This window comes from Pseudomonas sp. S3_B11 (genome assembly GCF_054667715.1).
The window spans coordinates 1,092,947-1,110,342 of the sequence record NZ_CP162749.1; the positions used below are offsets into that span (position 1 = coordinate 1,092,947).

Annotated in this window: 20 protein-coding genes; 13 read left to right on the forward strand and 7 right to left on the reverse strand. The window is 56.8% G+C overall.

What is annotated here, in order from left to right:
• Position 1: 1 nt before the first annotated feature.
• From AB4O22_RS05205 to AB4O22_RS05250, 10 genes are read left to right on the forward strand one after another with little or no spacing between them, the layout of a single operon-like run.
• Positions 2-1,987, forward strand: coding sequence for a phage tail tape measure protein (locus tag AB4O22_RS05205; protein ID WP_460106704.1), 1,986 nt, complete (start codon positions 2-4; stop codon positions 1,985-1,987).
• Entirely contained in the window at positions 1,984-2,301 is a 318-nt protein-coding gene (locus AB4O22_RS05210) for a DUF2590 family protein (protein WP_460105725.1), read from the forward strand. Before AB4O22_RS05205 ends, AB4O22_RS05210 begins: the two co-directional genes overlap by 4 nt.
• A complete protein-coding gene (locus AB4O22_RS05215) occupies positions 2,298-3,470 on the forward strand; it encodes a baseplate J/gp47 family protein (RefSeq protein WP_432779732.1) in 1,173 nt (390 codons plus the stop codon). Before AB4O22_RS05210 ends, AB4O22_RS05215 begins: the two co-directional genes overlap by 4 nt.
• On the forward strand, positions 3,467-3,991 hold the full coding sequence (locus tag AB4O22_RS05220) for a phage tail protein (protein WP_039013060.1): 525 nt from the start codon (positions 3,467-3,469) through the stop codon (positions 3,989-3,991). Before AB4O22_RS05215 ends, AB4O22_RS05220 begins: the two co-directional genes overlap by 4 nt.
• Positions 3,992-4,000: 9 nt before the next feature.
• A complete protein-coding gene (locus tag AB4O22_RS05225) occupies positions 4,001-5,665 on the forward strand; it encodes a phage tail-collar fiber domain-containing protein (RefSeq protein ID WP_460105722.1) in 1,665 nt (554 codons plus the stop codon).
• 8 nt (positions 5,666-5,673) lie between these two features.
• Positions 5,674-6,381 carry a DUF4376 domain-containing protein gene (locus AB4O22_RS05230; protein WP_460105719.1) on the forward strand — a complete coding sequence of 236 codons (708 nt, stop codon included), beginning with the start codon at positions 5,674-5,676 and terminating at the stop codon, positions 6,379-6,381.
• Positions 6,378-7,301, forward strand: a complete 924-nt coding sequence (locus AB4O22_RS05235; RefSeq protein WP_460105716.1) for a hypothetical protein — start codon at positions 6,378-6,380, stop codon at positions 7,299-7,301. The genes AB4O22_RS05230 and AB4O22_RS05235 overlap by 4 nt, the downstream gene beginning before the upstream one ends.
• The gene (locus tag AB4O22_RS05240; RefSeq protein WP_460105714.1) at positions 7,298-7,840 is read left to right on the forward strand and encodes a baseplate complex protein; all 543 of its coding nucleotides are present in this window, start codon (positions 7,298-7,300) and stop codon (positions 7,838-7,840) included. Before AB4O22_RS05235 ends, AB4O22_RS05240 begins: the two co-directional genes overlap by 4 nt.
• Entirely contained in the window at positions 7,837-8,541 is a 705-nt protein-coding gene (locus tag AB4O22_RS05245) for a hypothetical protein (protein WP_460105711.1), read from the forward strand. Before AB4O22_RS05240 ends, AB4O22_RS05245 begins: the two co-directional genes overlap by 4 nt.
• Positions 8,514-9,485 carry a hypothetical protein gene (locus AB4O22_RS05250; RefSeq protein ID WP_460105709.1) on the forward strand — a complete coding sequence of 324 codons (972 nt, stop codon included), beginning with the start codon at positions 8,514-8,516 and terminating at the stop codon, positions 9,483-9,485. Before AB4O22_RS05245 ends, AB4O22_RS05250 begins: the two co-directional genes overlap by 28 nt.
• A 28-nt stretch (positions 9,486-9,513) precedes the next feature.
• Here AB4O22_RS05250 and AB4O22_RS05255 read toward each other — a convergent pair whose 3' ends face one another.
• From AB4O22_RS05255 to AB4O22_RS05280, 6 genes are all read right to left on the reverse strand, one after another.
• On the reverse strand, positions 9,514-10,170 hold the full coding sequence (locus tag AB4O22_RS05255; RefSeq protein ID WP_460105706.1) for a competence protein CoiA: 657 nt from the start codon (positions 10,168-10,170) through the stop codon (positions 9,514-9,516).
• Between the two features lie 30 nt (positions 10,171-10,200).
• On the reverse strand, positions 10,201-11,112 hold the full coding sequence (locus AB4O22_RS05260) for a hypothetical protein (protein ID WP_460106702.1): 912 nt from the start codon (positions 11,110-11,112) through the stop codon (positions 10,201-10,203).
• Between the two features lie 53 nt (positions 11,113-11,165).
• A complete protein-coding gene (locus AB4O22_RS05265) occupies positions 11,166-11,936 on the reverse strand; it encodes a hypothetical protein (protein ID WP_460105702.1) in 771 nt (256 codons plus the stop codon).
• The gene (locus AB4O22_RS05270) at positions 11,893-12,189 is read right to left on the reverse strand and encodes a hypothetical protein (protein WP_460106700.1); all 297 of its coding nucleotides are present in this window, start codon (positions 12,187-12,189) and stop codon (positions 11,893-11,895) included. Before AB4O22_RS05270 ends, AB4O22_RS05265 begins: the two co-directional genes overlap by 44 nt.
• Complete coding sequence (locus AB4O22_RS05275) at positions 12,189-12,440, reverse strand: hypothetical protein (protein ID WP_460105700.1); 252 nt, start codon at positions 12,438-12,440, stop codon at positions 12,189-12,191. Before AB4O22_RS05275 ends, AB4O22_RS05270 begins: the two co-directional genes overlap by 1 nt.
• Before the next feature lie 479 nt (positions 12,441-12,919).
• Positions 12,920-13,153, reverse strand: a complete 234-nt coding sequence (locus AB4O22_RS05280; RefSeq protein ID WP_460105699.1) for a hypothetical protein — start codon at positions 13,151-13,153, stop codon at positions 12,920-12,922.
• A 771-nt stretch (positions 13,154-13,924) separates the two neighbouring features.
• Between AB4O22_RS05280 and AB4O22_RS05285 the strand changes: the two genes are divergently transcribed.
• From AB4O22_RS05285 to AB4O22_RS05295, 3 genes are all read left to right on the forward strand, one after another.
• Positions 13,925-15,157: an MFS transporter gene (locus tag AB4O22_RS05285; protein ID WP_460095961.1), complete on the forward strand. Its 1,233-nt coding sequence runs from the start codon at positions 13,925-13,927 to the stop codon at positions 15,155-15,157.
• A 242-nt stretch (positions 15,158-15,399) separates the two neighbouring features.
• Positions 15,400-15,882 carry a nuclear transport factor 2 family protein gene (locus AB4O22_RS05290; protein ID WP_223472059.1) on the forward strand — a complete coding sequence of 161 codons (483 nt, stop codon included), beginning with the start codon at positions 15,400-15,402 and terminating at the stop codon, positions 15,880-15,882.
• A 140-nt stretch (positions 15,883-16,022) separates the two neighbouring features.
• Entirely contained in the window at positions 16,023-16,250 is a 228-nt protein-coding gene (locus tag AB4O22_RS05295) for an integrase (protein WP_003204158.1), read from the forward strand.
• Positions 16,251-16,271: 21 nt separating this feature from the next.
• Here the strand turns inward: AB4O22_RS05295 and AB4O22_RS05300 are convergent, their stop codons facing one another.
• A complete protein-coding gene (locus AB4O22_RS05300) occupies positions 16,272-17,204 on the reverse strand; it encodes a helix-turn-helix transcriptional regulator (RefSeq protein ID WP_027911477.1) in 933 nt (310 codons plus the stop codon).
• Between the last annotated feature and the right edge of the window lie 192 nt (positions 17,205-17,396).

Consider the following 17,396-nt stretch of genomic DNA (forward strand, 5'->3'; position numbering starts at 1 on the left):
ATTGGCAGACCGTAGCGCCAGCCTGGCTTTCATCCTGAGCCTGCAAGACAAAGTCACCGCGCCCTTGGGCAAGGTGAAGATGGGCTTTTCCGAGCTGGCCGACCAAAGCGAAAAGCACATCAAGACCATCGGCCTGGGCTTGGGTGGGCTGACGGCGGGCGTGGTCGGGATCCGTGAGTCCATGGAGCCGGCCCTGGAGGTCAACCGCGCCCTGGGCGATGTCCGATCGTTGGGCGTGGCCGAAGATGCGTTGTCATCGCTCAATGCCAAGTCCCTGGAGTTCGCGGTGAACTACGGCGAGAACGCCCAGGAGTTCGTGGCCTCGGCGTACCTGATCGAGGGCGCCATCAAGGGCCTGGCCGGTAACCAACTGGCCGTTTTCACCAACACCAGTAACTTGCTGGCCAAGGCCACCAAGACCGATGCCGAAACCATGGGCGAATACGTCGGCACCCTCTACAACCTGCAGAAGTCCCAAGCCGATGCGATGGGTAAGGGTGAATGGGTCGAAAGGCTGGGAGGCCAGACGGCGCTGGCGGTACAGCTGTTTCGCACCAGCGGCGCAGCGATGAAGGACGCGTTTAAGGAGGCCGGTGCAATCGCCACGACGGCCGGCGTGGATCTGGCCGAACAGATGGCGGTGATCGGCACCCTGAGCAGCACCATGGAAGGCGGCGATGCCGGCGGACGCTACAAGGCATTCTTCGAAAACATCGGTGCCGCCTCGGACAAACTGGGCATCAAGTTCACCGACCAGCAGGGCAAGATCCTGCCCATGATGACCATCCTGGACAAGCTCCAGGGCAAGTTCGGCGACCTAACCAGCGCCTCGGCCGGGGCCAAGTTGCTGGAGGCCTTCGGCGGCGAAGGCGCCCAGGTGATCGGCGCACTGGCCAAGGACACCAGCCGGTTGCGCAACGGCATCGAGCAGTTGGGCAAGGTGCGCGGCCTGGAGAACGCCGAGAACATGGCCAGGGCCATGGTCGATCCATGGCAACAGTGGGCGTCCCTGGTCGAAGTCATGCGCGTGGTGTTCGGCCAGGTGCTGATTCCGGTGCTCACGCCGTTCATGAACCGCATGATCGAGATCGGCAAGACCCTGGTGCGCTGGTCGCAGCTGTTCCCCAACATCACCCGCGTTATCGGCATCACGGCACTGACCATCATGGGCATCGTGGCGGCCATGTCATTGCTCACCGTGGTGGTGGGGGTATCCAGGATGACCTGGATGGGCCTGGTGTCGGTCTGGAAGGTCGTCCAGTTGCTGAACCTGCGCACCGTCGCCGGCTTCGTCCTGCAGAAGCTGGCGATCCTGGCCTACATGACTGTGATCTATGCCTTGAGCGCCGGCCTGGCGTTGGTGCGCGGCGCCATGCTGCTTTGGCAGGGCGCCATCTGGCTGGTCAATGCGGCGCTGCTGGCCAACCCGGTGGTATGGATTGTGGTCGCCATCGTGGCCCTGGTCGCGATCGTCGTCGCGGCCGTCTCCTACTGGGACGAATGGACCACGGCGCTGATGAACACGGCCGCTTTTCAATTCGTCGCTGAACAGTTCCAGAAGCTTTCCGACTGGTTCGACTCCATGGGCGGCTGGTCAGGCATGGCCCGGGCCGCCTGGGACAGCATCGTCAGCATTTTCACCCAGGCCGTGAACGGCGTGATCGAGCTGCTAAACAGTATCCCGGGCGTGAACATCGAAGCGCGCTTCGGGGGCATGCCCGAGGTGCCCGGCGTCGATGCAGCGTCCAACGCCGCAGACACTGCCAACGCCGCGCAGAAAGCCCAGCAGACCATCAACGCGGCCATCCCCAGCCTTTCCCCGACGCGCCCGGCAGCGGTGCCCCCTGGTGGGCTGCTGACCAGCATTCAGAACAACAGCAGCAACCAGAACAAGGGCACGCATGTGGAGAACGTGAATATCCACACCGGCAAGGCAATGACGCCGCTGGAAATGGAAAACATGGTGGCCATGGCGGTGGGCGGATGAGCGAGTACGTGGATCTGTTGATTGTGGACAACGACCTGGCCCTGGATCCATCGCGCCAGCCGCAACTGATCGATGACCGCGCCTGCATTGCCCAGGACATCGCCCACATGATCCGCGACAGCGGGCTTCTGGTCGTCCTGGTTGCCGAGCGTGATCGGTTGCGTCAACGCGACTGCATCCAGCAGCTGGAGCTGTTGGTGGAGGACGACGAACGCCTGGTGCCGGGCACGGCACGCATTACCCAGGAGGAGCCTGGCGTCTACTTGGTCACGGCCAAAACTCTGAAATTCGGATCGATTGAGGTAAGTCTGTGAGCGTCGATTTTAAAAAGGTGATCGCCGAAACGGGCATCCCGACCACGGAGGCTGGCCTGAAAGCCGCCTGGGAAAAGGAAGTCGAAGCCCAGGGCGCCAAGGTGGCCAACACCAGCAGCTATTCGCCGTTCTGGCGGGTGATGACGGCCCTGGTCACCAAACCGGTGCTTTGGCTGCTGGATTTCCTGTGCTTGACTGTCCTGCCCAACTTCTTTGTCAAAACAGCGGAAGACGCTTGGTTGGACACGCTGGCTTGGGCGGTTAACGTCGAACGCAAAGGGGCAACTAAAGCCCAAGGCAAAGTCCTCTTCACGCGGACCACACCTGACGGCGTGATGGATCTGGAAAAAGGCATTGTGGTGCAGTCAGCCGCGATCAACGGCAACGTTTACCAGCTCATTACGACCGCCGCCGCGACCTTCCAGCAGGGGCAACTCCAACTTGAAGTGCCGGTGGAGGCGCTCGAATCTGGCAGCGGTTTTAACCTTGCACCTGGTTACTACGCCATCTTGCCGGTCCCGGTACCGGGCATCGTCCAGGTGGTCAACAGCGACGGCTGGCTGGAATCACCTGGTGCAGATCCGGAGCCCAACGACCAGCTGCGCCTGCGGGTGCGCAACCAGTTCTCGGCGGTGAACCAGTGGCACACCGATGCCGTTTATCGCGCCATGATTTCCGCTTTCCCGGGCGTACGGCCGGATGGTGTCTACTTCGAACACGGCGCACCACGCGGACCAGGTAGCGCAAACGCCTATGTGCTGTTCGATGCCGGCGTACCGGCCAGCAGTTACCTGGACCAGATCAATGCGCACATCCGCGACCAGGGCAACCACGGCCATGGCGACGATCTGCTGGCCATGGTCATGCCTGAACAAATGATCAGTTTTCAGGTAAACGTCTGGCCCTTTGCCAACCAGACGCCGGCGCAGATCGCCGACCTCACGCACGAAATCGAATTATTTGTGCGAGCCGCATTCCGCGAAAGCACGCCTCGGGACTACCAGCCCACGCTCACTTATCCCCAATCGCGATTCAGTATCAGCCGCTTGGCGCAGGAGCTGCACGAGCAGTTCCGGGGTATCGAGTCCGTCAAGTTTGTGCCCATGGGGGATATCGTCAGCGGGCTGTCGATCCCCCGGCTGCAGAGCCTGAAAGTGGTGATCCTTTGATCAAGCTCAAGTTGCCGTTCTGGCTTGAAGGCACCGAGCTTTCCAAGCTCACTCAGGCCGCCCAGGCCTGGTGGGAAACCGTCACCGGTTGGCTGCGCTGGCCTTATTCGCAGATCGATCCTGACACCTGCCACATGAGCATCCTCGACCTGTGGGCTTGGCAGCGCGATGTCACGCGCTTTCAAGGCGAGCCCGAGGCCTTGTTCCGCCTGCGAGTGAAATACGCCTTCATTAACTCCGTGGACGCCGGCAGTACCGCGGGGATGAAGCGTATTTTCGAGCGCCTGGGCGTGGGCTACGTCGAGATCGAGGAGCGTCAACCCGACCGGGACTGGGACGTTATCCAGCTCAAGTTCAGCAACACGCAGCTGTCGCTCAACCCCGAATTGCTGCGCGTTTTGATCCAGCAGTACGGCCGAACATGCCGACGCTATGACTTCGTGACCATCACCCCCATGGCCCTACAAATCGCCGTGGTGGACTTCAACGACGACCAGCAAACGCTGGTTGCCAGCCTCTAGGACCGTACCGTGAGCGCCAATATCACCCTGGCCGGCGAAAGCCAAATAGCCCTGAAGCAAAGCCAAAGAAAGCCGCTGATCATCAGCAAATTTATCTTCGCCAATGTGCCCGGGCTGGACCCTGCCGCGCCGATTGATCGCGCTGCTGGCAAGCCGCCGGCGGCGCAGATCGTTCATGTCTACAACATTCCCGCGCAGAACGCCGGCTACGTGAACCCTAATCAGGTGGTGTACAGCGCGCAGCTGGGGTCGGACGTCGGCGACTGGAATTTCAATTGGATCGGCCTGGAGGACGAGGACGGAGTGCTGTGTGCCGTGTCCACCGTGCCGTTGCAGCAGAAACGCAAAAACGTGCCGCCACTGCAGATCGGTAACAACGTCACCCGAAACTTTCTGCTGGCCTTTGACGGCGCCATGGCTTTGACCGGCATCACCATCGATGCCAGCACCTGGCAGCATGACTTTACGGTGCGTCTGGCCGGCATCGATGAGCGCGAGCGCTTGAACAATCGCGAGCTGTACGGCCGCGCCTGTTTTTTTGGCAGCTCGCTGGCCTTCACAAGGATTGTGGGCGAGTACCAATTGAATCCAGGCACCGCCTACATCGAAGGCATCCGGGTGGTCCTGGACAAACCGCTACCGATCAGCGGCATCATCCCGTCGGGAAAAATCTGGCTGGACGTTTGCCTGGAACGCCAGCTGAACGACCGTGTGACCAGTTGGAAGCTGGCCTATGGCGACCAGTCGGACTATACCGACGCCGCCGGCGCACGCCATTACTGCGTACAGATCGCCAACTTTGTTTCCTCAACCAACATCGTCGATATGAGAATGACGGAGCCCGTCCCCGGCCCGTTGATTCAGTACCTGGCGGCGCGCAACGGTGACTATGCGCAGTTGCGCGCCCGGGCGACCACCAAAGAGGACGTGGACCTGGGTAATTTGCCCAATGCCAAAAGCGACGACCCCGCAAGCAACAGCAGCCAGATCCTGGCCACTACGGCAGCACTGAACAAACTGAATCAGCAAATCGGCGAGCCTATGGTGGGCATGGTCGCGGCCTTCGCCATGAGTGCCGCACCGGCAGGTTGGCTCAAGTGCAACGGTGCAGCGATTTCTCGGACTACCTTCACAAAGCTCTTCGAGAGGCTTTCTACCTATTACGGCGCGGGTGACGGCTCGACGACGTTCAACCTGCCCGACATGCGGGGGTTGTTTCCCCGGGGCTGGGACGATGGACGTGGCATCGATGCGGGCCGAGCGTTCGGCACCTTCCAGGACATGATGCTGCAAACCCATACGCATACCGCTTCGGCCGCTGCCGTAGCCAACCATGTCCACAGCGCATCGACGGATGCTCAGGGCCAACACACGCACACCGCATCGACTGACACCCAAGGCGAACACACGCACGCCGGTAACGGAGTCGGCGCCTTGATCAACGTTAACGGCGGTGTCGAGGAAGGGCAGGCCCATCCAAACAGGCCCGTAACCGCGCTGCCTGCTGCTGGCGCACATGCTCACAACGTCACCGTGGCTGCAGCTGGTTCACATGCGCATAACGTCGCGATCGGGGCTGCAGGTGGACATACCCACGCCCTGACGGTCGCGGCTACCGGCGGCACAGAAACCCGACCGAAGAACATGGCCCTTCTTTTCTGCATCAAATATTGAGATCGACTATGACCGACAAACTTGTCTATCAAACTGACCACCTGGGCATTTTCATTGGCGCTGTGGCCGCTGAAGAATCGCCCCTGGAACCGGGCGTGTACATGATCCCCGGCGGGTGCGTGGAGATTCCACCGCCGGCGGTCCCTGAACATAAGGCCGCCTGGTGGAGTGGTCGAGACTGGCAACTGGTGGACCACTTCGGCGGTGTGGTTGTGTACAGCATCGAAACCGGGGAGCCCCGTACCCTGGAGGGCTTCGAACCGGTGCCGGCGGGTTACACGATGAAAAAGCCCGGGATAAGTCAGATTTGGAAAGACGGTGAATGGGTCGATGATATCGACGCCGTGCTGGCCACACTGCAGGAGCAAACGCTGCAGGCGATCAGCGCCGGCTGCGGCGCCCACATCGCCGGCGGTTTCGCCTCCAGCGCCTTGGGCGAGGTTTACCGCTACAGCAGTGCCATCGATGACCAGGTGAACCTGAACGCCCAGGTGTTGCTGGGCGTAGATGATGTTTACCCCTGTTACGACGTGGACCAGGTGAAGGCTTTCAGACCGCACACAATCGCCCAATTGCAGAAAGTCAGCCATGACCTGGTGCGTTTCAGACAGTCCGCGTTGCAGCACGCCGACACCTTGCGCCAGGCCGTTGCCAAGGCTGTGGCAGAGAAGGACCTGAAAGCCTTGAAGCTCATCACCTGGACGCCGCCGGCATGACTTGGGCACCGGTGACGATGCGCTGGCCGGAGCAGGCCACACAGTGGATGGGCGGCCTTGCCGCCGCGAAGAACCTGGCCGGCGGCGAGCTGGCCAGTACCGCCCAGCGCTTGGCCGGGCTGCAAGGCCTGGCTACCACCAGCCCAGGGCCGGTCGGCGGCGCGGCACGAGGGGCCATTGCAGCCGGTCGCGCTGCGCTCACCGAACAACTGGGCCAGGCCCCTGCGTGTCTGGTGGTGACTCCATTTCAAAGCGGCATCGGCCAGGGCAAAGGCTATCAACGCTTCCTGTCGGCGCCGAACGTCCTGGAGCACCTGGGCAAAAAACTGGAAGACGTCACCGACGACGGTCGCCCGGCCGGTTCGCTATACGCACTGTCGATCCTGTTCCTGGGCACACGCCTGGAGCAGCTGGCCAGCGGCTTGTCACGGTTCAATGCCTTGTTGCCGATCCCCGACCTGGTGCGCACCGAGCGCCGTGCGCAACACCTGGTGAAGCTGGAAAGCGAGAAATGGGAGATCCCCAACCCCGGCCCGCTCCCGCGCTGGCAGACGCTGCCACTGGAGCGTTGCACGGTGGTCAAGGCCGCCAAGCAGTCCATGGCGGGCCAATTGGCCGTCCTGGAGGGCTATGCCGCCGACAGCTCGCCGTTGAACGATCTGACCGCGCTCGCTGCCCGCAAAGGCGCCCAGCAGCAGGGGCGCGATCAGCAGTTGAGCGACCTCAAGAATCTGCTGGCCGGAGGAAACCCGGACATCAGCATGCGGGCGCGATTGATCGGCCCAGGCAATAGCAGCGAACTGCGCCGCCAATTGCTCGCCGGCGACGCTCCAGGGCATGAATGGGTGCAGTGCGCCGGCCTGCTGCTGGTGGGCAGCAAAACCGGGTTGAGTTTTGTACAGGAGTTGGTGGGCCTATGACGCTGTTGCTCGACGGGCAAAAAGTCCAGGGGAAAAACCTCAAGGTCACGGCCAACCTGCGTATCGAAAGCGGCGACATGTCGGGCCAGACCAGCAACACCGACAAGGCGCACAAGGGCTTCAAGCCCAAGACGCTCACCGTCTCGCTGATGATTCCGTTTGTCGATCGGGTGCAATTGACCGATCTGATGCGCCTGGCCGAAGCCACGGCCGGCGGTGGCCAGCTGCACCTGTACCGGATCGTCAACGACACCGCCGAGGCCTTCGGCGTGCGCCAGGTGGAGTTTTCCGAAGGCGTCAGCGCCCGGGAGGCCGACAGCCTTAAGGCCTGGCTTGTCCAGTTCACGCTGAGCGAGCGCGAATCCAATCCGGAGAAGGTCGAAAGCCGGCGCGCCAGCAACAAGGTTGACGCCCAGGGCGCACCCGGTGACGCGGTAGGCGACGGCGGTGGTGCAACGAGTGACAACCCTGCGCTGAGCGGCTTTGAAAAGGTCCTGGGCCGTGTGGATAAGTGGCTGGGCGGGAGTGAGCAGAATTGAAGCTGCACAAGGTCCTGGCCATCAACGGCGCGCCGATCGCCCTGGTGAAGGAAGACGTCCGGCTGGACGCCACCAGCCCGGGCCGGGCGAACTTCACGGTGCAGTCCAGTGCGGCGCTCAAAGGCTTGGTGACGCTGGATATTGGTTACAACCAAAGCACGCTGCAGCGCCACTTCATCGGCTACATCGAGCGTTGCACCGCCGCCAACGCGGTGGAGCAGACGCTGTTCTGCCGGGAGCTGACCGCCGTGCTGGCCAACCCGCTGCCGATGAACCTGCGCCACGTCGATCTGCGTGCCGTGCTTGCCGAGATCAGCGAGCAGACCGGCCTGCGCTTTCGGGTGCCTGATCGGCCATACGCCGGCATCAAGGCGTCATATTTCTACAGCCTGGCCGCCGGTTACCAAGCGATGGACAGTCTGGCTCGGGTGTTCGGGATCCCCGACTTTACTTGGCACCAACAGGGCAATGGCGAAGTGTTCGTGGGGAGCTGGGCCGACAGCTTTTTCGGCATACGGGCACCGCTACAAATCCCAACGGAGCTGTTCGACGGCTACCAGGGCAACCAGAGCGCGATGGTCGCGGCCCTTCCAGGACTTCGACCAGGTGCAACGATTAACAACGGCGAGCGCGTCACCAGCGTGGCGCTCGCCAATGACCAGATGGCCATCCGATGGAAGACGCAATCCGCCGCAGCGTAGAGCGGCAATTCCCTGAACTGACTGGCGGTTACCACCTGCCGCGCTTCGCCCGGGTTATCGCCGTGGCCGACGCGCCGGCCGGCGCCGGGATCTGCGACGACTTCCGGCCGCGCTATGCCGTGGATATTGAAGTCCTGGGCCCAGATGGGGAGCCGGATCCGCTGTTACCTCAGCTCACCGGCGTTCCGTTGCCGTTGCCCACCGGTGGCGAGGAAATGGGGATCTATGCGTTTCCGGAGGAAGGCACCCAGGTGGTGGTGTGCTTCGCCTATGGCCTGCCGAACAAGCCCTACATTCAAACGATCCTCCCGCACGGCCTGAGCATGCCCAAGGTGCCAAAAGGCGACCAGGTCTGGCAGCACAGTGATGCAGCCCAGCAGCGCGTGGACGCGGACGGCAACTGGCTACGCCAGACTGATGGCAAGATCCAGGACAAGGCCATTGAGCGGGAAGTCGAAGCCCTGGATAACCGCGAGCGGTTCCAGAGCCACACCAGGACGGTGGATGATCATTCAAGCGAGTCCGTGGGTGGGGTGAAAACGATTGAGGCGCTGGGGGCGCTCAAGTTGCTGTCGGGTGGATCTGCGAGTCTGGCGGCTGTGGATGATTTTCATCAGGCAACCGGGCGGGACTTGAACCTGGTAGTTGGGCAGAAGCACAGCGCCACGGTAGGCGGCGACATGTACGAACAGATCCAGGGGCTGCGACGAAGTGTGGCGAAGGTAAGTCAGCGCCTGCAGGCGCCGAAAAACTGGATTGGCTCTGATGAAGTGAACCTGTTCAGAATTGTGTGCGATATGCTTGATCTGCTGCAGGAAATGAATAACCAGCTTGCTGCGCATACCCACGGGGCAACGCCTATTCCATCTAATGCTGCTGCATTCACTTCACAGGCAGTGCAATCCTTTAAACTCGCCCAGTTAGTCAAACCTATTACGCAATGACATGGATTACACCGTCAAGCTAATGCCATTACGAAGCAGGTCCACCATTTTTGCTAAAGTCTGATGAACCGCAGGTTAATGCTTCAATAAACAATCCTCTGTCCACGTACAGTAATATTCCTGTCTTTTTAACGGGATCAAACCTACATACACGCCAGAACCCAGAATCACCGAAGTCTATAAAAACAGGCTTGTTCGTATACCAACGATGAAATAGCTTGCTTCGACTAAACCAATAGAATGTGGCAAATGCATTTTCGTCAACAGGTGATAAGGACATGCGAAAATTAGCCACATCCATTTCGTTTCTCGTACCATCAATGATCCATACAATTTTCTTATAAAAATTTTCTCTGGCCTTCACTTCCATTGGCTCAATGGTAGAACGCTGAAATTCTATAACCACCTCAAAAGGAGTGCGAACATCAGCAATATGTCGCTCGCCAGTATTGGGATCTTGCAAAATAACTTCCTGCCAGTCTTTAGGGAAATTGTTTTTCCAGTCCCTATGCCAATCTGTTTCTGTTTCCCACCAGCGATCACAAACAGCGAGAGTTTTATGGGCCCAATGCCAAATTTTATATTTTCCGCAATGGGCTACTAGTTCGCCCTGACAAAAGCCACAAACACCTCTTGCCTTAGAGGTAGCTTCGGATCTTAACCCGTTAATTATCGCAAATCGCATATCGCTCTCCTTGCTTTTAAATTTTTTTGTTCAGCGTCCTGTTGCGGTCACGTGTTCTAAATGAAACTCGCCATCATAAAGCAGGTGTATTAGCTTGATGTTTTTAGCATCAACTATGTTTGCCATAAAAAGTTTTTCTCGCTTGTCTCCTATGATGGTGTTGTTAGCTAGGTCCCATCCAGCTATAACGCCTGCAAGGAAATCAGGTAGCCTAACGAAACTATCGAGCCATGATCCGTTTATCGCCCTTTTTATTTCGTATTGATAGCTTTTTCCTTCGACTGACTCAAGCACGCCGCCGACATACATCTGAACGAAATCGGAATATATTCCATCGCACCAGTCAGTTACACAGTCTCGGTCTGGAAATAAACCAATCAAATTAGCGCCTTGACGTATTAGCGCTGCTGAAATAAAACCTAATATAGAGGATATGGCAATCATGTCAGAAAATAGATCGACATTAAATTTTTTCGCTTTGGATTTTTCCAAAAGACTTTTGAAGGGTTTAAGTATTGTGGGTGGGCAATTTTTTTCCTTTAAAAAGTCAACTATTTTTAATATGTAAGCTCTAGTTGCTTCTAGCTTTTCAAGCTCGCTCGATTGAGAAATTATTTCTCGATGACCACTCAGGATGAAAACAAAGTGGAACATACGCTCATCTTTGAATAATTCAATGGTCTCGGAGGTGATGACTTTTGTCTTCTTTAAATCTTTTGGTATGGCGGAGCCTATACGATCCGATATATCTTGCGGATGTTCGTCTAAAGGAATGATGCTTACGGCGCATGTTTTGGTAGAGTACGTTGGGTCATCCATGCAGAAGTCGGAGGAAATCAACCAGCGGCCGTGACTTTTACTATTTTCTATGAAGCTTAAAAAAGCACTATTTTCCTCTGCGATAAAGTCTCTTAATAAGCCCTCTGTGATTGTCGGTCCCATTTTATGATCTGCGCTTTTTATTATAGAAGGGCTGGCCAATTAGGTGGCGCGACTTACATAGTAAGTTTAGCATTGTCGTCCCCTGATCTATCTTCTGCGAAAAGTTCTCGCATAGTGCGCTCAGACAAAAAATCCATTTTTCGGTGCACCAGTCGTTCTTGCTCTGTGACCGTTAGCAACGTAATCATTGTGAAAACTGAAAGAAAAATCGCAACTTTTGGATTTGTATCCAACATATCTGACAATACTTCATGTTTGGTACCGCCTTCCTGCCAAGCAATCGCATTTCGCCAAGATTTTTTTTGAGCTCCATCCATCCTTTCGAAATACTCGACAATGTTAAATCCTATATTCTCAACCCTGTGAACTAGGCTATTTCGAAGTTCAGAAAACTTTCTAAGAAATGTAAATTGGCTTTTTGTAATTAGCTCAAGCTCTACCGCTATTCGACCCTTTCCGGTTTGATTATCTGAAAGGGGTAGGCGCTCAATTATTGGGCGGAGTACTTCTTGATTTGTATGAGCTAATATCACTTGGGTTATAGTCGCTTCGATCGCTGCATGAAGCTTTATGACCATAGCCCAATCGTTATCCGTTAAAAATTCCAATAATTGATCTGAGATGTTTCGTAGAGCTGTGCCCAGCCCTTCCCGCATTTCCGCTGTAAGGCGTTCCGCCTCGTCTCGATATAAATACACTTCTTGAACTCCTGAACGTATTCGAGGGGGGCGTCCTTTCCAGTGCAGGCGACGCAAGTCCACCAGCTGAGTTTGCTCTTTCCTAAGCCAATCTGCACCACCAGGACTGCGCATAAGCGCAGCCATCGATAATCTCAACTCCACTGAGTACGAAACCTGCTGGAGCCATGCCTGCCAAGGTTACGTCCAGCAGCTCGGGCAGGCCTTGGTTTTTTGTGGTGAAGCCATCGAATAGCTTTGCAACGGTTGCACTTCTACCAAGCTCTCTGCGACTTTCGGAACCAACCCGTACATCGCCCCTGATAGCGTTGTAATTGCCGCGCTCTTCCGGCGTTAAGGCCACGCCTTTTCGGCGCATAGGGGTTACCAGCATTCGCATCACAGCTCCTCAGATTCGGTGCCGTCATTATCGTGTAGTGCCTCTATGGCATAGGCCAAAGCTGCATCAGCTAACTCAAGGAAGTCGCACAGCTCGGCCGAATTTATTTGTTCGGCCTTCAGCAGCTCCTGAGCGCCCTCACTCAGTAGCTTATGGTGAGTTCCTGGACGGCGTAGTAATGCTTCCTGGTCTCGCAGGAGCGCCCACCAGATCGCAGTAGTCCAAGCAAGGGGAGCAGTGTCCGCATTCATAGTGATCTCTCAATATGCTGTATATGCAAACAGTATACGGTCAGTTTCTGCTGGCTAAAGAGCAGCCGACGAAACGACGCGTTAAACGCTGCTCCTGGAAGAAAAAATCAATGGAAAAGCACTTATCCCCCTCCCGCCGACGGGCTTTACGTCTGTTTTTTGTGCAAAGGTCGAGGATGGTGCAATCAGGGACGCAGCCCAGGCCCGCTGTGGGCTCACAGGGGTAAATGGCAATTTCACAAAGTGCAAAGCTTTGCGAAAAAATGCAACGTGGTTACAAAACGATGCCGAGTTATCGTGAGCAGAGTGGAAGGGCAACTTCCCCGGATTCATTGACCAGAAAGGAGAAAATTCTAGGAAAGTAGTCGTTTTCCGAAACGAGGCAAATCTATTTTCTCACAGTCCCCGGCCACTTTCGATTGAATGGAAAAGCTGCCATAGACCAGAAACCATGCGGGTTTCAGAGAGCCAGGGGCATTTCACAATCCGTCACTATCCTGATCGGCTTCTAACCTTTTGAGGCGGGCCAAGCCTTGCTTGATATGCCCGGCGTTCTCACCAATCGTCTCTAAGGCGGCTCGCACGTTATCGCCTGCTTCTACTGAGCCTTGTTGCTCAAGGCGGAGCGTGAGTTCCATCACGGCTGCTTCAAGGGCCAGCTGATTTTCATTCATCCTTTCAAGCACATCTGAGAGCGAATATTCATGCGCCATGCGAAGACTCCTATCGTGAATCCACAGACTAGGCCCCAGCTTCAGGACACACCTATCTGATGGCTATTTTGGAACCAGGGGCGGGAGAAGGGTAATTTGGGTTAGGAAAGCCCTTCACTGGTCAGTAGCCCGCGTATTCCGTGGGTTTAGCCTATTACCTTAAGGGGTAATATTTGGTAATGGCAAAGGTAATATTTGCCGAAGTGCCCGGTTTTGTTGGGGGTTGGTGGCGTGAGGAATTACTACGAAAAAAGGTAATGACCTAACCTAAATATTACTAAGTTATTACCTTTCTGAATGTCTAGCAACTTATTGAATTATAAGGGTTTTATCTGTTTTCTATGAGCGTATTACCAATATTACCCTTTTCCCATGCCTCAACATAAATCGTTCAAAACGCCTGTTGTGACCGTTTTTTGCAACCAGATGCATTTAAGCCATGGGACTGCCATGGGACAGATTCTGCGCGCACCGCCGGGCTGCAGCCCCTGTAAACCGGGGGCTTTGGCTTCGAAAACTGCGAACGGGTAGTTTCGAATCTCTCCTTCACCGCCAAATTCGATACACACAAAACCCCTGGTTTTCCAAGAAAACCAGGGGTTTTGTGGTTTCTGCCGTCTGAAAAAATGACGATAGGGGCAATGGCCCCCAGGTGATACGCCGGCAGCGCAAAAGGTGTGGATTTCCTAACCTTGACTCCGCCACCCAAATGACTATCCCCCCATGTAGCCGTGCTACAAAACGGCCTGTTCAACGCGTGGGAAAACTCCGATGCCACCGCTCTCCAACGGCAGGCCCTCCAATCGATTCGGCCTGTTTTGCGTAGCCAGTTTCCTTCTGTCCATTTCTTATGGCGCCACTTTCCTGGTCTCGCTGCTGGTGTCCTCCCTGGGGGGAACTGAGCGCGATGCAGGGCAGGTCTTTGCCGTTGCCATGACGAGTACCCTGGTCGCGGTGGTCGCCTCGGGGCATTTGATGCAGCGCGTAGGCGCTGCACTGTGCATGGCCCTTGGCGCTGTATTTCTGGTCATTGCATCCATGGGGTTTGCGCTGCTATCGGGTCTTGGCATCGGTTTGTTGGCCTGCGGTTTGATGCTGGGGATCGGGTGGGGATTGTTTTACACGGTTGGGCCCATCATGGTCGCAGCGATGGTCGAGCCAGCCAGGCGGACTCATTGCTTCGCGCTTTTGTCGGGCAGCATGTTGACGGGGATCGGTAGTGGCCCGCTTTCAGGCAAGTTGGCCAGTTCCGTTGGGTTACCCATCCAGACGGCTTTCTTCTTTGCCGCCGCCGCGGCATTGCTGGGTGGGGTGTATTTTTGGTGGCTGAGAACGGGCTTTGCCGAAGTGGAGCGCCGGTCTGGCGATAAGGCTCGGATGGGGCTGAGATCGGCGACGGATGTGCTGCGCTCACGTTCAGCGTTGTCCATTTTGATGGTGGGGCTGGGGGGCGCGATCTTCGGTGGCCTGGGCAGTTTCCAGACCAGTTATGCAGCCAGTCAGGGGCTTGACTACTCCCTGTTTTTCATCGGTTTCATGGGGTCGGCTATCGTTTGTCGGTTGTTGATTGCCGGGTGGGTGGTCAGCCGTGACCCTTTCGCGACTTCTTGCCTGCTGACCACGCTGATGCTGGTCGCCGTGACGGGGTTCGGTGTGTGGGTCCATGACAGTCTGAGTTATGGGTTGACCGCCGCCTTGCTTGGGGTCGGTTATGGTCTCAACTATTCGGTCATTAATGGCTTGGCTGCCAACGAGGCGCCACCCGGGCTGACCGCACAAGCACTGCTGCTTTTCAGCCTGTCCTACTTCATTGGCGTATTCGGGTTTCCCTTTATCGCCGGCAAGCTCATCAGCAGCACGGGCGTGAATGGGATGCTGCTTAGTGTCGGATTGATCGCTCTTTTTGCCTGGGCCTTGAGTGTCAGTCGCTGGCTGGCCTGGCGATTCTGGAAACCAGCCTCTCTCTCTCGGAATGAAATACTCTCCGCTGGCGTGGGGCGATAGCTTCCCGGTGGGGGTGGGAGTTTGAGCACAGGTGCAAGAAGGTCGTGAAGACTGAAGACTGAAGACAGAAAGGCACGGCAAATTGCTTGATGAACGGCTGCTCGTGGAACCTCGCCACTGAATAGTATCAGGCAACCTCACAGCAGTATCGGGCAAAGGTTTCTGGGCACATGCCGTTAAGGTTCTCCTGGAAGAGCGTCTTATCAACTGCATTGCTGTGAGAGGACATCATGACCAGATGGATGAATTTCGCTTGGCGCGTCCAGGCGCTTGCACTGTCTTTAATATTTTTTACGAACAACGTCTGGGCTTCGGAAAACACCCCGCACGCGAATGCGACGCTGGTCCGCCAGGCGTTCACTCACTGGCAGCAGGGCAAAGGCACGGTGTTCGATCTGCTGGCGCCCAATGCGAAATGGACCGTGGCCGGGACGAGTCCTGTTTCCGGTGTCTATAACAGCAAGGCTGAGCTGGCCCAAGTCGTGCGGCCGATTACCGCGCGACTGGCAACACCGATTGTCCCCACGGTGCAGAGCATCGTTGCTCAGAATGATGTCGTGGTTGTTCTGTGGAACGGAACAGCCATGGCGCTTGATCGCAAACCCTACAACAACACCTACCTGTGGCACATGACCTTCAAGAATGGTCAGATCATTGAAGTCACAGCCTTTCTGGACACTTACGTGCTGAACGATCTTATCCGGCGCGTAGAACCCCCACAGTAGTGGCTGGACTATCTTGTTGGCTGTGAAGCAGTTCGCTTTTGCGTAGTGTGCTCTGCAAAAGGTTTACTCGATTCAGAACAAAAACTGGAGATGCGTGGTCTCTGTCAGTACCCCAAGTTCGTCTCTCCCTGAGGTCGCACATGAGTCTGATCGATTGCCCTGAATGCGCTTCCAGAATTTCCGACAAGGCCTACGCCTGCCCACATTGCGGCAATCCTTTTCGGGAGCCGAGTTTCCGCCTGACCGAAAAGAACGTGGGGCAGATTGCCGGGGTGACCGGCGTCTGGCTCACCGCGCCCTGGATCGCGCGGATGGTCTTTGGCGTGGTGGCCGTGATTGCGGTGGCCGCGGTGTTGATCTTGCGGTGACCCGTATCCGCGATTGTCGGCTTATGTATTCAACGGCAACTGCGGACTGTCCGGGTTCAACTGCTGCCGCCTGAACTGCCCCGGCGGCTGTCCGTGTATCTGGCGAAAACGCCTGGAAAAATAGGCCTCGTCGGCAAACCCGCACAACCTCGCCACTTCGCCCACTGGCCGTGTTCCGTTGAGCAAGTAATTGCGCGCCGCATGCATCCGACGTTCGAGCACCAGCTCGGTAAAGGTCTTGCCAATTTCCTTGCGCAGCCAGTGGGTCAGGTAGGTCGGTGACAGGTAAGTCGCCGCGGCCACCTTGATCAGGTTGAGGTCGGGGTCGGCGATGTTCTTGCGCAGGTACTCGGACATCCGGCCCAGCGCATCGCGTCGGCTGACTTCGGCGGCGTTCTCTTCGGCCAGGCGCTTGAGCGGCTCGGCGTACAAGGCGCAGACGCTGCCGATCAGTTGCAGCAACAAGCCCTTGAGCATCTCGCGGGTGCCGAACTGACGGTTCTGGTCCAGGCCACGCATCTGCTCGATCAGCGCGCAGGCTTTGGCGAAATCCTCATCCCCCAGAATGAAGTCCAAATGTTCCTGGAAACGGAACGGCGACAGTTCCGGCGCCAGCAGAATCGAGACTTCTTCCAGGTCCATCGGGTCGCACTGCAGATGCGGCAGCAGGAAGGTCTGGGAAAAATTGATCACCATGAAGTTGCTCTCGGCCGGGTGCGGAATCACGTGCACGCGGTGGGGCAGGATGAAGGCCAGGGTGTTGCGCGGGAACGGACGTTCGACGTTGCCAATGTGTTGCACGGTGTCGCCACCGAGGTTGATCTGGATCTGGAAATACTCGTGGCGATGCGGGCTGGTTTCGGCGCGCCGGCCCTTTTTGTCGCGAATGTAGAAATCCGTCAATTCGCTGCGTTGCTGCATGACATAGGTAGGGACTCGGCTCGGTGATGACATCTCCAGGGAATCCTTTGCGGTGCATGGCGGTGATGACGATTGTGACGGTGTATCTGGATGACTTTCAAGAAGTCATACGATGACGAGGCCGTTGGCGTGAATTTTCTGTCTCTCGAAAATGTAGGGCGCTTGTCCAAGAATGATAAATTCTGCTTTGTTAATTTATGTTTTAAAAACAAATAGTTAACTTGA

Coding starts and splice junctions, on each gene's coding strand:
- AB4O22_RS05270 (WP_460106700.1), bottom strand. CDS start 12,189: ATGCGAATGCTGGTAACCCCTATGCGCCGAAAAGGCGTGGCCTTAACG.
- AB4O22_RS05295 (WP_003204158.1), top strand. CDS start 16,023: ATGAGTCTGATCGATTGCCCTGAATGCGCTTCCAGAATTTCCGACAAG.
- AB4O22_RS05285 (WP_460095961.1), top strand. CDS start 13,925: ATGCCACCGCTCTCCAACGGCAGGCCCTCCAATCGATTCGGCCTGTTT.
- AB4O22_RS05250 (WP_460105709.1), top strand. CDS start 8,514: ATGGAAGACGCAATCCGCCGCAGCGTAGAGCGGCAATTCCCTGAACTG.
- AB4O22_RS05255 (WP_460105706.1), bottom strand. CDS start 10,170: ATGCGATTTGCGATAATTAACGGGTTAAGATCCGAAGCTACCTCTAAG.
- AB4O22_RS05275 (WP_460105700.1), bottom strand. CDS start 12,440: ATGAATGCGGACACTGCTCCCCTTGCTTGGACTACTGCGATCTGGTGG.
- AB4O22_RS05210 (WP_460105725.1), top strand. CDS start 1,984: ATGAGCGAGTACGTGGATCTGTTGATTGTGGACAACGACCTGGCCCTG.
- AB4O22_RS05230 (WP_460105719.1), top strand. CDS start 5,674: ATGACCGACAAACTTGTCTATCAAACTGACCACCTGGGCATTTTCATT.
- AB4O22_RS05260 (WP_460106702.1), bottom strand. CDS start 11,112: ATGGGACCGACAATCACAGAGGGCTTATTAAGAGACTTTATCGCAGAG.
- AB4O22_RS05240 (WP_460105714.1), top strand. CDS start 7,298: ATGACGCTGTTGCTCGACGGGCAAAAAGTCCAGGGGAAAAACCTCAAG.
- AB4O22_RS05280 (WP_460105699.1), bottom strand. CDS start 13,153: ATGGCGCATGAATATTCGCTCTCAGATGTGCTTGAAAGGATGAATGAA.
- AB4O22_RS05235 (WP_460105716.1), top strand. CDS start 6,378: ATGACTTGGGCACCGGTGACGATGCGCTGGCCGGAGCAGGCCACACAG.
- AB4O22_RS05265 (WP_460105702.1), bottom strand. CDS start 11,936: ATGGCTGCGCTTATGCGCAGTCCTGGTGGTGCAGATTGGCTTAGGAAA.
- AB4O22_RS05300 (WP_027911477.1), bottom strand. CDS start 17,204: ATGTCATCACCGAGCCGAGTCCCTACCTATGTCATGCAGCAACGCAGC.
- AB4O22_RS05290 (WP_223472059.1), top strand. CDS start 15,400: ATGAATTTCGCTTGGCGCGTCCAGGCGCTTGCACTGTCTTTAATATTT.